We start from the raw sequence: 14325 nt of genomic DNA on the forward strand, positions 1-14325 counted from the left end.
CCGGGCGTCTCGCTGTACGGATGAATTAACGTTGCTCGGAGATGAACGAGAACGGGCTGTGCGCAGCGATCGTGCCGTCCTGCACGAGCTTCGTGCAAGCGGCGATGTCGGGCGCGAAGTAGTGGTCGAGTTCGTAGTGCGCGACCTGTGCGCGGATCGTGTCCATTACTTTTTGCAGCGCCGGGCTGGTCTTGTGCGGCGCGCGCAGATCGACGCCTTGCGCAGCGGCGAGCAGTTCGATCGACAGGATGTTCGCGGTGTTCTCGGCGATGTCGGCGAGCTTGCGCGCGGCGAAGGTCGCCATCGACACGTGGTCCTCCTGATTGGCCGACGTGGGCAGCGAATCGACGGAAGCCGGGTGAGCCAGCGTCTTGTTCTCCGACGCGAGCGCGGCAGCCGTGACGTGCGCGATCATGAAGCCCGAGTTCACGCCGCCATCCTTGACGAGGAAAGGCGGCAGGCCCGACAGCGTCGCGTCGATCAGCAGCGCGATGCGGCGCTCGGCGAGCGCGCCGATTTCCGATGCGGCGAGCGCGAGGTTGTCGGCGGCGAATGCGACGGGTTCCGCGTGGAAGTTGCCGCCCGACAGTACTTCGCCCGTATCCGGGAAGATCAGCGGGTTGTCCGAGACGGCGTTCGCTTCGACGAGCAGCACTTGCGCGGCGGCGCGCATCTGGTCGAGGCACGCGCCCATTACTTGCGGCTGGCAGCGCAGGCTGTACGGGTCTTGCACCTTGTCGCAGTCGGCGTGCGACACGTTGATGGCCGAGCCGTCGAGCAGCGTGCGATACGCTGCCGCTGCATCGATCTGGCCTTGATGGCCGCGCAGCGCGTGAATGCGGTGATCGAACGGCTTGACGGAACCCATCGCCGCGTCCACCGAGAGCGCGCCCGCCACCAGACCCGTGCGATACAGATCCTCGATCGCGAACATGTTGTACAGCGCGAGCGCCGTCGATGCCTGCGTGCCGTTCAGCAGCGCGAGGCCTTCCTTGGCTTGCAGCGTCAGCGGCTTCAGGCCGACGAGACGCAGGCCTTCCGTCGCCGGGACGCGCTCGCCCTTGGCGAACACTTCGCCGACGCCGAGCAGCACGGCCGACATATGCGCGAGCGGTGCGAGATCGCCCGACGCGCCGACCGAGCCCTTCACGGGAATCACGGGCAGCACGTCAGCGTTGAACAGCTTGATGAGCGCCTCCATCACTTCGCGGCGAATGCCCGAGTGACCGCGGCCGAGGCTCGACAGCTTGAGCGCGATCAACAGGCGCACGACCGGCCGCGACATCGGCTCACCGACGCCAACGGCGTGCGAGAGCACCAGATTGCGCTGCAGCAGTTCGAGCTGGTCATGCGGAATGTGCGTGCTCGCGAGACGGCCGAAGCCCGTATTGATGCCGTACGCCGGCTCGCCCTTCGCGGCGATGTCCGCGACGGCTTGAGCGCAGGCGTCGATGGCGGCGAAGCTCGCGGGATCGAGTTCCAACGTGACCTGCTCGCGAGCGATCTGGCGCAGTTGGGACAAAGTCAGGGTGCCGGGCGTAAGGATCATGATGTGAGTTCCTGTCTATACAAATTTTGAGAAAGTGTAGCCGCGTCAGCTTGTATATACAACTCAAATTTTGGGGTTTTGGATAGGGAGTTTCCATTAGGCACAGCGGGGTTGCTGGCATGGTTCTGGCGGTTTGGCCCGCTTGGGTCCGCCTGGGTCCGCGGTGACGCCGGGCGCCGTTCAGTTGCGTTCTCGCCAGAGAAAATCCGATAACTTGTATATACACGTCCAATTTTCGGGTTGGCAAGCGGACAAAAAGCCGGGCTGGCTATGGGCCCAGCGCCTCCCGCCACGTCATTCTTGATTCCAGATCAAGATTGATTTGAGACTGACGCGCTTTTTGCAAAACTCGTCTGCCGCCATACTCAAGTCATTCCCAGTTTTCTCTCGAAGGAGAACGTCTTGAATATCTTCATCACTGGCGCGAGTGGCTTTATCGGCGGATCGATTGCGGCGGGTCTCGTGCGCGCGGGACATCGCGTGACGGGCCTGATCCGCAATCCGGAGCATGCGGCTGAACTGAAGCGCCTCGGCATCGAGCCTGTCGTCGGTACGCTCGACGACCGCGACATGCTGATCGCGCAAGCCAGGGCTGCCGACGCCGTCATCAATGCGGCGAGCAGCGACCATCGCGGCGCGGTGGAAGCGTTGATCGAAGGCCTCGAAGGCTCCGGCAAGCCGTTACTACATACGAGCGGTTCGAGCATCGTCGGCGATGCGTCGGGCGGCGAACGCGGCGACGCGAAGATCTACACGGAAGACGCGCTACCCGAGCCGACGGCGGACAAGGCGCCGCGCGTCGCCATCGACAACCTCGTGCTCGACGCGGCGAAGCGCGGCGTCCGTTCATCCGTGCTGTGCAACACGCTGATTTATGGGCATGGCGCCGTGAAAGGCAGCGCCAGCGTGCAACTGCCGCGCCTCGTGCGGCAGGCGCAAAAGAGCGGCGTCGTGCGGCACGTGGGCAGCGGCGGCAACATCTGGTCGAATGTTTTCATCGACGACGTGGTCGATCTGTATCGGCTCGCGCTCGACAAGAGCCCGGCGGGCACGTTCTATTTCGTCGAAAGCGGCGAAGCGTCGTTCCGCGAGATGACGGAGGCGATCGCCAAGGCAATGCATCTCGGCCCGGCGCAGGACTGGCCGCTCGATCAGGCGATCGACGAATGGGGTTATGAAATGGCGTCGTATGGTCTCGGCTCGAACAGCCGCGTGCGCGGCACTCGTGCGCGTACGTTGCTCGGCTGGCAGCCGAAGCACACGTCGGTGATCGAGTGGATCGGGAACGACATGATGAAAGACGCGTGAAACACGCCTAAAACCGTGCGTAGAACGTTGGCCAGTGCACACGTTGTAAGCCAGGATGTTGCGTATCCGTAAGCTCGAATCGCTAGAATCGGCGATGTTCGATGAGGTTGATGACGACCTCGATCTATCGGCTCGAGCACGGATCATTCAATGTTGCTTGCACTTAATTTCGACTGGCTGACCAATCTGCTCGCGATTCTGTTCGTGGTCGCTTGTTTGTATGACTCTCGTTACGATGAGTATGGGACGCTGACGCTTGCTTCGGGTGCGATGGGGCTTGTGGTGATGGGGATTGAGTTGTTTCTCAGGCCGGCGTTTGAGATGTCGTTGTGAGTTTTGTTTTTTGGTTTTGGTTTTTTTGGTTTTTGGTTTTGTTTCGCGGTCGCGGGGTTGGGGTTTGCTGTGGCATTTGCTATGCGATAGCGTGCTTCACTTTGTTGCCCCTTTGTTGCCCCTGTGCGGGCGGCAATTTCTATTGATCGCCTTTCGACCGTTGGGCGGGTTGTCTGGGTTTGCGTTGGCATCCGCGTTGCGTTAGCTCGCTTCACGCGTCGCCCCTGTGCGGGGCGGCACCTACTTTTCTTTGCCGCCGCAAAGAAAAGTAGGCAAAAGAAAGCGGCTCACACCGCCAGCCCTTGACCTTTTCCCACGGGCCCCCAACGTCCCCACACTTCACACGCCAGCGCCCGTGTTCGTGCGCGTTGCCAGCGCGCCGAATCCGCGCCTCACCCACTTCAAACACCCGTACATGAGCCAGCGTCAGCGAATGGTATGCGCCGCCCAGGTGGCAAACTGTGTGTAGGTTGTCGCGTCGTATAGGGTGGCGCTCTTACAGGGTGGGACGCGTGCGAAATCGGTCCGGAGTGATGCGTGTGAGGTACTACGGCCTACACACAGTTTGCCACCTGGGCGGCGGTGGCCTGTCTGGCGTGGCGTGCTGAAACGCAGGTGTGTGAAGCGGGTGAGGCGCCCGGCAAGAGCGCTAGCAACGAGCAAGAATGATGTGATTGCCGTGTGAAGCGTAAGAACCTTTGGGGGCCCTCAGGCAAGTATTAGCGCTGGCGGTGTGAGCCGCTTTCTTTTGCCTACTTTTCTTTGCGGCGGCAAAGAAAAGTAGGTGCCGCCCCGCACAGGGGCGACGCGTGAAGCGAGATAACGCATCGCGGATGCCAGCGACAAAACCAGCAAACCACCCAGCGTCGCAGACAACCAACGTCAGATCGCCCAACCACCCAAATAAAACACAGCCAGCACAACAGCAATCGCAACCGTCCCAACATTAAGCTTGCGCCATTCCCCACTAACGACACGCCCAATCACCAGCGTACAGAACCCAAGCATAATGCCCGTCACGATATTAGCCGTCAGCACGATAAAAACGGCACACACGAGACCCGACATCGAATCGACCATATCGTCCATATGCAGCTTGCTCACACTGGAGAGCATCAGCAGCCCGACATACATCAAAGCGGGCGCCGTCGCATAAGAAGGCACGAGCGCGGCAAGCGGCGAAAAGAACATCACAACGAGAAACAGCGACCCGACGACAGCCGCAGCCAGTCCCGTCTTCGCGCCCGCAGCAACACCAACCGTCGACTCGATATACGCAGCAGCCGGCGCACCACCCATAAACCCCGAGAAAATCGAACTGAGCGAATCCGCAGTCAACGCGCGACCGCCATTAACGATGCGGCCATTCTCGTCGAGCTGCCCCGCCTGCCCCGCGACGGCGCGGATCGTCCCCGTCGCATCGAACACGGCCGTCATCACGAGAGCCAGCACGCTAGGCAGCACAGCAAGCGACAACGCACCCTTGATATCCATCGCGCCGATCAGCGACGAATGGCCCGGCGCGCTCAACGAAGGCAGCGCGAACACACCATGAAACGCAACAGCAGGATCGAGCAGCAACGCAAGCGCCGAAATCGCGACGATCACGATCAGGATCGATCCCGGCACGCGGCGGCGCACCAGACCGAAGATCGCGGCCAGCCCGCCCACCGACATCAGCACAGGCAACGACGTGATATGCCCCAGCGAGACAGGCAGTCCCGGCCCTGGATTCTTCACGACGAGGCCGACATCGTTCGCAGCGATCAGCAGCAGAAAGAGACCAATGCCGATGCCCGTCCCATGCGCGACGCCCGCAGGCAGATTGCGCAGAATCCAGGAGCGCACGCCCGTTACCGAGATCCCCGTGAACACGAGGCCCATCAGGAACACCGCGCCAAGCGCGACGTTCGGCTGCAAGCCCTTGCCGAGCACGAGGCCGAACGCGGTAAAGGCCGTCAGCGAAATCGCGCAGCCGATCGCGATCGGCAGGCGCGCCCAGATGCCCATCAGCAGCGAGCCGAATGCCGTCGTCAGGCACACGGCGACGAACACCGCGCTGGTGTCGAAGCCCGCCTTGCCGAACATGCCCGGCACGACGAACACGGAATAGACCATCGCCAGAAACGTCGTAATGCCAGCGATGATTTCCTGGCGTCCCGTGCTGCCGCGTGCGGTGATGTCGAAAAAGCGATCAATGAACGCCGCCGGCCGGTCGCGAGTGTTGTCGAATGCCTCGCTCCCGGCTTCCGCGATGCTCTGGGCCTGGGGTTCCATCATGATGAGTGCCTCCTTTATCAGCATGCCGAAACGGCTGCCGTCGCAGGCTCGCCGTCATCAGGTTCGTCTCGTTGAGTAGTAGATGTAGTGCGTGTTGCGCTTTCCGCGTGGCGCGCAGGTGCGCACCGTCCTCGTTACGGCGGGTAATCCGTCGTCGGACGATCGATCGACATCGCGTTCCGTTTTCACCAGTCCACGACCCACTTCGCGCCGTTCTTTTTATGCTGAAGCGAAGGTTAGGCGAATCGCGATATATCTCCCATCGCAATAAAAACATGCCGCGCATGTCGCAACGCGTATATCGCCTGACACACGGCAATGCGGGCTGCGTATCCGGGTGTTAACACCTACGGCTTCAACCCGCATGAGAGGCGCTCGGGAAGCCCCGCTGAAAGGGCTTGGAAGCCTGTGGCCGGGCCCTTCCAACGCAGACAAAACAGGGGCCTTTCGACGTCACGGGTTAAACTCTCGGCAAACCATGCCTTTAACGCATTGCCGGCGAGGCTCTCGATGCCCGCATGAATCGCTGGATCGTCGTTTGCGACAGCACCTGCATCGGCCCGCCGCCCTGGCCACGGAGTCCCACTTGATGATTGGCGGTTTCCTACGTCCAGCCTTCCGTCTTTTGCTGTTGGCCGTTTTTGCGGCCCTTGCCGCCGTGATGTCGGGCTGCAGCCTGTTCGGACCGACCGAGCAGCCGCCTGCGCCCATCACCGAAGCCACGGTGACGCCGCTCGTCGTTCCCGCCCTCGAGCCCGCCTCCGAGCCTGATCAGGCCGAGGCGCCTGAACCCAAGGAACCCAGGAAGCCGCGCCCGCCCGTCGTGCGCCCGCACAAGCCGGAGCCGCCGCCGCCCGTCGTCGCGCCCGCGCCGCCGCCTCCGCCGCCCCCTCCTGCGCCGATCATCGTGACCCGCACGCTCGATCGCAACTCCACGCATGGTTTGCTCGACAGCGAAGTGCAGAAGCTCGACGGCAAGGTGCTGGGCCGCGCCGTCGACATGACGGCTGACGGCAGCGGCACGCCGCGCCAGATGATCGTCAATCTGCAGGGTTTTCTCGGCATCGGCGACCGCAAGGTCGGATTTCCGTGGACTGCGTTCCGCTTTACGCCGAATGCGAAAGGCGCGCCCATCACGATCACGACACCGCCCAACCAGTTGGCCGCGACCAACCGGCCGAAGCCGTCGGCTTCGCTCGCGACGCCGCTTGCGGGCGTAACGGCCGCGCCAGCGGTGCCGCCGGGGCAAATGGAGCTGATCGACGCTGACGTCGAGCGTCCGAACGGCGGCAAGGTCGGCCGCGTGATCGACGTGCTGGTCGATGTGAACGCGCAGCCGCAGGCCGTCGTGCTCGACGTGAGCGGCATCATCAGTCCCGATCGCCGCGCGATTGCCGCGAACTGGTCGGCGCTGCGCTTCGTCGCGAAGGACAAGACGCTGCGTCCCTTGATGGATCTCAATGACGCGCAGATCAAGGCGTCGCCCACTTACGAGGCAGACAAACCGATCCGGGCGGTCTCGCCCGCCCCTGCTCCAGTTTCCGCGACCGCGCCGTCGGCTGGCCCTTCATCGTCCGCTGCGGCGGCCTCAACCGCACGCACTTCACGATGACGAGCCGTCTCATGGTCAACGCACGCAGTCTCCGCGCCCTCGACTGGCTCAACTTTTTCGTTGCCAACGTGCAGACGGGATTCGGGCCGTTCATTGCTTCGTATCTCGCGTCGCATAAGTGGACGCAGGGCGAAATCGGCCTCGCGCTGTCAGTCGGCACGATCAGCGCGATGGTGAGCCAGGTGCCCGGCGGCGCGGCCGTCGATGCGCTGCGCAACAAGAAAGGCGCGGCTGCCTGGGCGATTATCGCGATCATTATCAGCGCCGTGCTGCTTGCGGCGAGCCCGACCGTGCTGCCCGTGATGGCTGCCGAGGTCTTTCACGGCTTTGCGAGCTGCATGCTCGTGCCGGCGATGGCGGCCATCTCGTTCGCGCTCGTCGGCCGACACGATCTGGGCGACCGGCTCGGGCGGAATGCACGCTGGGCGTCGATTGGGAGCGCTGTCGCTGCGGGTTTGATGGGGCTGTTCGGCGAATATTTCTCGGCGCGCGCAGTGTTCTGGCTGACTGCTGTGCTTGCAGCGCCTGCGCTGTTTGCGTTGTCGATGATCACGATGCCGCAGCATCATCCTGTGCCCGCGCATCAACCGGCGAAGAAGGAGCGCGACGACGCGGAAGAAAAGGAATCGATCTTCGAGTTGCTGCGCGACAAGCGGATGTTGATCTTTGCTGCGTGCGTGGTGCTGTTCCATCTGTCGAATGCGGCGATGCTCAATCTCGCTGCGGGTGAAGTGACGGCGGGCATGGGCGACAACGTGCAGCTTGTGATTGCTGCGTGCATTATCGTGCCGCAGGCGATCGTGGCGATGTTGTCGCCCTGGGTTGGGCGCACTGCCGAGCGCTGGGGACGCAGGCCCATTTTGCTGCTTGGGTTTTCTGCGCTGCCGGTGCGGGCATTGTTGTTCGCGGGCGTTAGCAGCCCTTACCTGCTTGTGCCGGTGCAGATGCTCGACGGTATTAGCGCGGCTGTGTTCGGGGTGATGCTGCCGCTGATCGCGGCTGATGTTGCCGGCGGCAAAGGGCGTTATAACCTCACCATTGGGCTGTTTGGACTTGCCGCCGGGATTGGGGCGACGCTTTCTACTGCCGTTGCAGGGTTTATCGCCGATCGCTTCGGTAATGCGGTTAGCTTTTTTGGGCTCGCTGGGGCGGGGGCGCTTGCTGTGTTGCTTGTGTGGGCGGCGATGCCTGAGACTCGCGATGCGAATGGGGATGTGCAGGAGAAGCCTGCACCCGCTGGTGATGGGTCTTTGAAGCGGGCTAAGTGAAGGTCTTTTTTTGGTCTTGCGACGCGGGGGGTTTGCTTGGGTTTTTGCTGGCGTTCGCGGTTTGCCTTCGTGGCGCGGGCTATGCTGTTTGGTGTTCTGGCCTTTGTGCTGGCATCCGCGTTACGTTAGCGTGCTTCACGCGTCGCCCCTGTGCGGGGCGGCACCTACTTTTCTTTGCCGCCGCAAAGAAAAGTAGGCAAAAGAAAGCGGCTCACACCGCCAGGCCATCTTCTTATCCACGGGCCCCCAACGTCCCCATCCTTCACACGGCAATCACGTCATTCGTGTTCGTTGCCAGCGCTCTTGCTGAGCGCCTCACCCGCTTCACGCACCCGCGTTTCAGCATGCCTCACCAGACAGTCCACGGCCGCCCAGGTGGCAAACTGTGTGTCGGCCCTCGGTGCTCCACATGCTTCACTCCAGACCAATTGCGCACGCGCTCCACCCTGTAAGAGCGCTAACGTGTACGTCGGGAAAACCTACACACAGTTTGCCACCTGGGCGGCGCATACCATTCGCTGCCGTTTGCTCGGGTACGGGTAATCGAAGCGGGTGAGGCACCTGTTCGAAGCGTTGGCAACGGGCACCAACCAGGGCCACTGGCGTGTGAAGCGTGGGGACGTTGGGGGCCCGTGGGCAAACGTCAAGAATTGGCGGTGTGAGCCGCTTTCTTTTGCCTACTTTTCTTTGCGGCGGCAAAGAAAAGTAGGTGCCGCCCCGCACAGGGGCGACGTGTGAAGCACGCTAACGCATCGCGGATGCCAGCGCAAAACCCAAAACCCAAAACCGCGGATGCCAGCGCAAACGCAAGCGCCCAGACACAACGCGCAAACCGCGAAAAATCACACCACCCACCATCGAAAAAACAAAAAAAACAAAAAACAAAAAAACCTCAATCAATCGGCCGCCCAGCCGTCTCACGAACAAACGGCAACGCCAACAAAGAAACCAAACCACACCCAATCAGATACCAGGCCGGCGCAAGCGTACTCCCTGACAACTGAATAAGCCACGTAGCAAAGAACTGCGCAAACCCGCCAAAGATCGACACGCCGAGACAATAAACAATTGACATCCCGGTAGCGCGAATCTCACGCGGAAACATCTCAGGCAGCATGACGATATTAGGCACCGCCGTAAACGCAACAAGCACGCCAAGCACGGCAACAACTGAAAGCAGAACGGGCACCGTAGGCACGGCATTGATCACCATAAACGCCGGATAAACACCCACAATCAAGAGCACACGCGAAACCCACAGCACCCGCTTACGCCCATACCGATCCGACAACGCCCCAGCAAACGGCGAACAGATCACCGTCACGAAAGCGGCCGTCCACGAAGCCCACAACGCCAGCGACATCGGCATATGCAGAATCTTGATCGCGTAAGTAGAAAGATAAAACAGCACGATATAGTTCGCGGCCGTGCCGCCAATCGTCGTCACGACACCCGTCGCAATCGAGCCCATATGCGTGCCGAAAATCTCGCGCACAGGCTTCGCAACCGTCGCAGCTTCCAGCGCGGGCGAATGATCTGAAGACGCCGCCGGCATCGGCAACGTTTCATCCAGATGCCGCCGGATATACACGCCAATCGGCCCCATCGCCATACCGATCACGAACGGCACGCGCCAGCCCCAGCTTTCGAGTGCGTGCGTCGACAGCATTGCCGCCAACGCGACGCCAAGCAGCGAACCGACCACCGTGTTCAAGCCCTGACTCACGAACTGCCAGCTGCCATAAAAACCGCGCGTGCGGTCGCTGCCGTACTCCATCAGGAGCGATGTCGAAGCCCCGATCTCGCCGCCCAGCGCAAAGCCCTGAATCAGCCGCGCAAGAATCACAAGCACGGGCGCAGCGAGCCCAATCGACGCATACGTCGGCGCAAACGCAATGATCGCCGAGCCCAGCGTCATCAGCCACAACGTCAGGCTCATCGCCGCCTTGCGGCCCGCACGGTCCGCATACGCGCCGAGCACCACGCCGCCCACCGGCCGCATGATGAAGCCCACACCAAACGTGCCGACCGCGAGCATCAACTGCGCAAGCTGCCCTTCGACAGGAAAGTACAGCTTGCCGATGATCGTCGCGAAGAAACTGTAGATCGTGAAGTCGAAGAACTCGAGGCCGTTGCCAAGCGTGATCGCTGCGATCGCTTTCGCGTGGCTCACGCGCTGCGGCGGCGCATCGCTCGTCGGTACGCTGTCGTCCGGCGTGGAAGTCGTTGTGGCTGTGTAAGTCATATCCGTCTCCCGGATGCGTCAGACGAGAAATGATTGCGCGAGCCGCACCCAATAAGCGGCGCCCGTCGCAAGGCAATCGTCGTTGAAGTCGTAGCCAGGGTTGTGCACCATGCAGCCACCCTCGCCGTCCCCGTTGCCGATGATCAGATAAGCACCCGCGCATCGTTCGAGCATGAACGCGAAGTCCTCGCTGCCCGTCAGCGGCTGCATGTTCGCAATCAACCCGTCGTCGCCGACCCAGTCGCGCGCAACCTGCGTCGCGAATGCCGTCATCTGCGCATCGTTGACGAGCACGGGATAACGGCGCTGATAGTCGACCTCGGCGCGCGCGTTGTACACGGAAGCTTGCCCGTGCACGACCTCGAGAATGCGCGTCTCCAGATAGTCGCGGACCTCGGGCTTTAGCGCGCGCACGGACAAACGCATCTCCGCCGTCTCCGGAATCACGTTGGGCGCTTCGCCCGCGTGAATCGCGCCGACCGTGATGATCGCCATGTCGAGCGGCGCGACGTTGCGCGACACGATGGTCTGCAACGCCAGCACGATCTGAGCGCACACCACGACAGGATCGACAGCCTTGTGCGGCACCGCACCGTGCCCGCCGCGCCCCGTCACCTTGACGACCACGGTATCCGACGACGCCATGAACGAACCCGGCAGAAAGCCGAACTTGCCAGTCGGATGCCCCGGCATGTTGTGCATCGCGAACACGGCGTCGCATGGGAAGCGCTCGAACAGCCCGTCTTCAATCATTTTCTTCGCGCCGGCAAGGCCCTCTTCGGCGGGCTGGAAAATCAGGTTCAGCGTGCCGTCGAACGAACGTTCCTGCGCGAGATGCTTCGCCGCGGCGAGCAGCATCGCCGTGTGGCCGTCGTGGCCGCATGCGTGCATCTTGCCGGGCAGCTTGCTGGCGTAAGGCAGCCCCGTCTGCTCGTGGATGGGCAGCGCATCCATGTCGGCACGCAGGCCGAGCTTGCGCGTACCGCTGCCTACTTTCAGTTGCCCGACGACCCCCGTGCTGCCCAGCCCGCGCGTCACGGTGTAGCCCCACTCGGCGAGCTTGCCGGCGACCAGGTCGCCCGTCACGTGTTCTTCGTATGCAAGCTCGGGATGCGCATGGATGCGGCGTCGCAGCGCAATCATTTCTGCTTCGAGATCGGCGATGCCGGCGGGGATGACCATGGTATTCACGCTGCTGTCTCCATCGATGTCTGTGAACCCAGCATAGCCGCCCGTTTTTTTGACGGGCAGGCGGGAAACGGTTACGGTGGCAACCAATGGTTGCCACCCGCGATGCCACCTTTCACCCGCCCGACATGAAACTGCATCAACTCAGCACGCTCGCCGCCATCGCGGAGACGGGCAGCATCCGCGCCGCGGCGCGGCAATTGGGCCTGTCGCCCGCCGCCGTCACCAAGTCCGTGCGCGAACTCGAAACGGATCTGCGCGCGCCGCTGGTGATACGCGGCACATCAGGAGTCGCGTTCACCGAATACGGACGCGCGCTCGTCGTGCACGCGCGGCTCGTGCTCGGTCAACTCGCGCGCGCCGAGGCCGAACTCGAAGCGATGCGCGGCGCGGCGGCGGGGAAGCTCTCGGTAGGCGTGACGCCGTGGCTCGCGCTGACGTTTCTGCCCGAGACGGTCAACCGCTTCAAGCAGAAAATGCCCGACGTGCAGCTGGAATTCTTCGAAGGATTATTGGCTGTCGTGCAGCCGCGTCTGCGCGACGGCAGTCTCGACTTTTCGATCGGGCGGCCGCCGCCCGCCTCGCCGCAATCGGAGTTTCACAACGTGCCGCTTTTCTCGACGCATTCGGCCGTCGTCGCGCGACGCGGGCATCCGTTGGGCGAATGCCGCACGCTGCACGAACTGCAAGACGCCGAATGGGTGTTGAACTGGGACCCGGCGAGCCGCGAGTCGATGGCCGACAACCTGTTCCGCAAGCGCGGGATGAGAGTGCCGCACACGATCCATCTCGCGCATTCATTTGCGATCGTGCTGGGCCTGCTTCAGCAGACGGATTTCCTCAGCATCTTTCCCTGGCCCCTCGTCGAGGTGAACATCGCAAAGGAGAATCTGCGCGCGCTGCCGTTGCGCGAAGTGGTCGATGAGACGATTGTCAGCATCACGTCGCGGCGCGGCGTGCCCGTCAGTCCGGCGGGCGCGTGTTTTATCGAATGCCTGCGCGAGGTGATCGACGAAGGCGCGCGGTCGCAGGACGCGGACCGCCGCCGTCTGTTTCATTCGATCGAACTGCTTTTCTAGGCTTTTATTTTCCGTAGCCGACGACGCCCTTGATCTCCAGAAAGTCTTCGAGTCCGAACTCTCCATACTCGCGCCCGTTGCCCGACTGACGATAGCCGCCAAACGGCGCTTCCGGCGAGTACTCCGCGTAGTTCAGATAGATCGTGCCGGTGCGCAGCCGCCTGGCGACGGCACGCGCGCGTTCGAGCGACGCCGACTGCACATAGCCCGCGAGGCCGTAGATGCTGTCGTTGGCCATCGCGACGGCTTCGTCTTCCGTGTCGTAGCCGAGAATCGACAGCACGGGTCCGAAAATTTCTTCGCGTGCGATCGTCATGTCGTGCGTCACGTGGCCGAACACGGTCGGGCGTACATAGTAGCCTTCGCCCAGGCCTTCGGGGCGTCCGGGACCGCCCGCTGCGAGCACCGCCCCTTCGCGCAGGCCGGCATCGATCATCGACTGGATCTTGTCGAACTGCTGCTGGCTGATCACGGGGCCCATATCGCTCGACGGCGCGTCCGCCGGACCGACGACGAGCGCATCGGCCACTTCCTTTGCATAGGCCAACGCTTCCTCCATCCGCGCGCGCGGCACGAACATGCGCGTGGGCGCATCGCACGATTGCCCGCTGTTATCGAAGCATGCGCGCGCGCCACGCGTGACGGCGTCGCGCAGATCGGCATCTTCGAGAATCAGGTTCGCGGACTTGCCGCCCAGTTCCTGATGCACGCGCTTGACGGTATCGGCGGCGGCCATCGCGACTTGCACGCCTGCGCGCGTCGAGCCCGTAAACGACATCATGTCGATGTCCTTGTGGCGCGACATGGCATCGCCCACCACCTGCCCTTCGCCGTTGACGAGGTTGAACACGCCTGCGGGCACGCCTGCTTCATGCAGGATTTCTGCATACAGCATCGCGCTCATCGGCGCGAGTTCCGATGGCTTCAGTACCATCGTGCAACCTGCTGCGAGCGCGGGCGCGACCTTCGTCGTGATCTGCAATGCGGGCCAGTTCCATGGCGTGATGAGACCGCATACGCCTACGGGTTCCTTGCGGATCAGCATGCTGCCTTTTAGATGCTCGAAGTCGAAATGCTGCAGCGTGCGGATCATCGTTTCCAGGTGCGCGGTGCCCGTCCATGCTTGCGCGTCGTGTGCGAACTGTTTGGGCGCGCCCATTTCGCGGCTGATTGCATCGGCCATGTCGTCGTAGCGTTTGCGATAGACCTCGAGGATCGCTTGCAGCAGATCGATGCGTTCCTGCACCGTGGTTTGCGAATACGAGGCGAATGCGGTTTTGGCGGCCGCTACTGCGCGATCGACGTCGCCTGCACTGCCGAGCGAAATCGTTGCGAACGGTTTGGCCGTGGATGGGTCGATTACGTCGAGTTTTTTGGCTTCGATCGGGTCGATCCATTTGCCGTCGATATAGAACTGCGTGGCGTGTTGCATGATGTTTTCCTCTAATTGGTCCGGTACGGTT

At 62.4% G+C, this 14325-nt stretch carries 9 protein-coding genes and 1 pseudogene; 5 read left to right on the forward strand and 5 right to left on the reverse strand.

Features of this window, described 5'->3' with window-relative positions; all coding sequences use genetic code 11:
- Positions 1 to 25 precede the first annotated feature (25 nt).
- The gene (gene hutH / locus C2L66_RS09995) at positions 26 to 1549 is read right to left on the reverse strand and encodes a histidine ammonia-lyase (RefSeq protein WP_054930174.1); all 1524 of its coding nucleotides are present in this window, start codon (positions 1547 to 1549) and stop codon (positions 26 to 28) included.
- Positions 1550 to 1951: 402 nt separating this feature from the next.
- Here hutH and C2L66_RS10000 point away from each other — a divergent pair, with 402 nt between their 5' ends.
- Together C2L66_RS10000 and C2L66_RS10005 are read left to right on the forward strand one after the other, a co-directional pair.
- Complete coding sequence (locus C2L66_RS10000; RefSeq protein WP_060600297.1) at positions 1952 to 2857, forward strand: NAD-dependent epimerase/dehydratase family protein; 906 nt, start codon at positions 1952 to 1954, stop codon at positions 2855 to 2857.
- Between the two features lie 150 nt (positions 2858 to 3007).
- The gene (locus C2L66_RS10005) at positions 3008 to 3190 is read left to right on the forward strand and encodes a hypothetical protein (RefSeq protein ID WP_054930172.1); all 183 of its coding nucleotides are present in this window, start codon (positions 3008 to 3010) and stop codon (positions 3188 to 3190) included.
- A gap of 882 nt (positions 3191 to 4072) precedes the next feature.
- Here the strand turns inward: C2L66_RS10005 and C2L66_RS10010 are convergent.
- Positions 4073 to 5389: pseudogene (locus C2L66_RS10010) on the reverse strand (NCS2 family permease); the annotation flags it as partial.
- Positions 5390 to 6059: 670 nt separating this feature from the next.
- On the opposite strand from C2L66_RS10010, the gene C2L66_RS10015 reads away from it, so the two are divergent.
- Both C2L66_RS10015 and C2L66_RS10020 read left to right on the forward strand, forming a co-directional pair.
- On the forward strand, positions 6060 to 7082 hold the full coding sequence (locus tag C2L66_RS10015) for a hypothetical protein (RefSeq protein WP_060600295.1): 1023 nt from the start codon (positions 6060 to 6062) through the stop codon (positions 7080 to 7082).
- The gene (locus tag C2L66_RS10020) at positions 7079 to 8350 is read left to right on the forward strand and encodes an MFS transporter (RefSeq protein WP_060600292.1); all 1272 of its coding nucleotides are present in this window, start codon (positions 7079 to 7081) and stop codon (positions 8348 to 8350) included. Before C2L66_RS10015 ends, C2L66_RS10020 begins: the two co-directional genes overlap by 4 nt.
- A gap of 892 nt (positions 8351 to 9242) precedes the next feature.
- Here C2L66_RS10020 and C2L66_RS10025 read toward each other — a convergent pair.
- Together C2L66_RS10025 and C2L66_RS10030 are read right to left on the reverse strand one after the other, a co-directional pair.
- Positions 9243 to 10595 (reverse strand): MFS transporter, encoded by a 1353-nt coding sequence (locus tag C2L66_RS10025; RefSeq protein WP_060600290.1) that lies wholly within the window; start codon positions 10593 to 10595, stop codon positions 9243 to 9245.
- 18 nt (positions 10596 to 10613) lie between these two features.
- Entirely contained in the window at positions 10614 to 11786 is a 1173-nt protein-coding gene (locus C2L66_RS10030) for a M20 aminoacylase family protein (protein WP_054930170.1), read from the reverse strand.
- Between the two features lie 125 nt (positions 11787 to 11911).
- Between C2L66_RS10030 and C2L66_RS10035 the strand changes: the two genes are divergently transcribed.
- Entirely contained in the window at positions 11912 to 12862 is a 951-nt protein-coding gene (locus tag C2L66_RS10035; protein WP_054930169.1) for a LysR substrate-binding domain-containing protein, read from the forward strand.
- Positions 12863 to 12866: 4 nt separating this feature from the next.
- Here the strand turns inward: C2L66_RS10035 and C2L66_RS10040 are convergent, their stop codons facing one another.
- Complete coding sequence (locus tag C2L66_RS10040; RefSeq protein WP_060600289.1) at positions 12867 to 14294, reverse strand: aldehyde dehydrogenase family protein; 1428 nt, start codon at positions 14292 to 14294, stop codon at positions 12867 to 12869.
- Positions 14295 to 14325: the final 31 nt, after the last annotated feature.

Source organism: Paraburkholderia caribensis, assembly GCF_002902945.1.
Lineage (GTDB): Bacteria > Pseudomonadota > Gammaproteobacteria > Burkholderiales > Burkholderiaceae > Paraburkholderia > Paraburkholderia caribensis.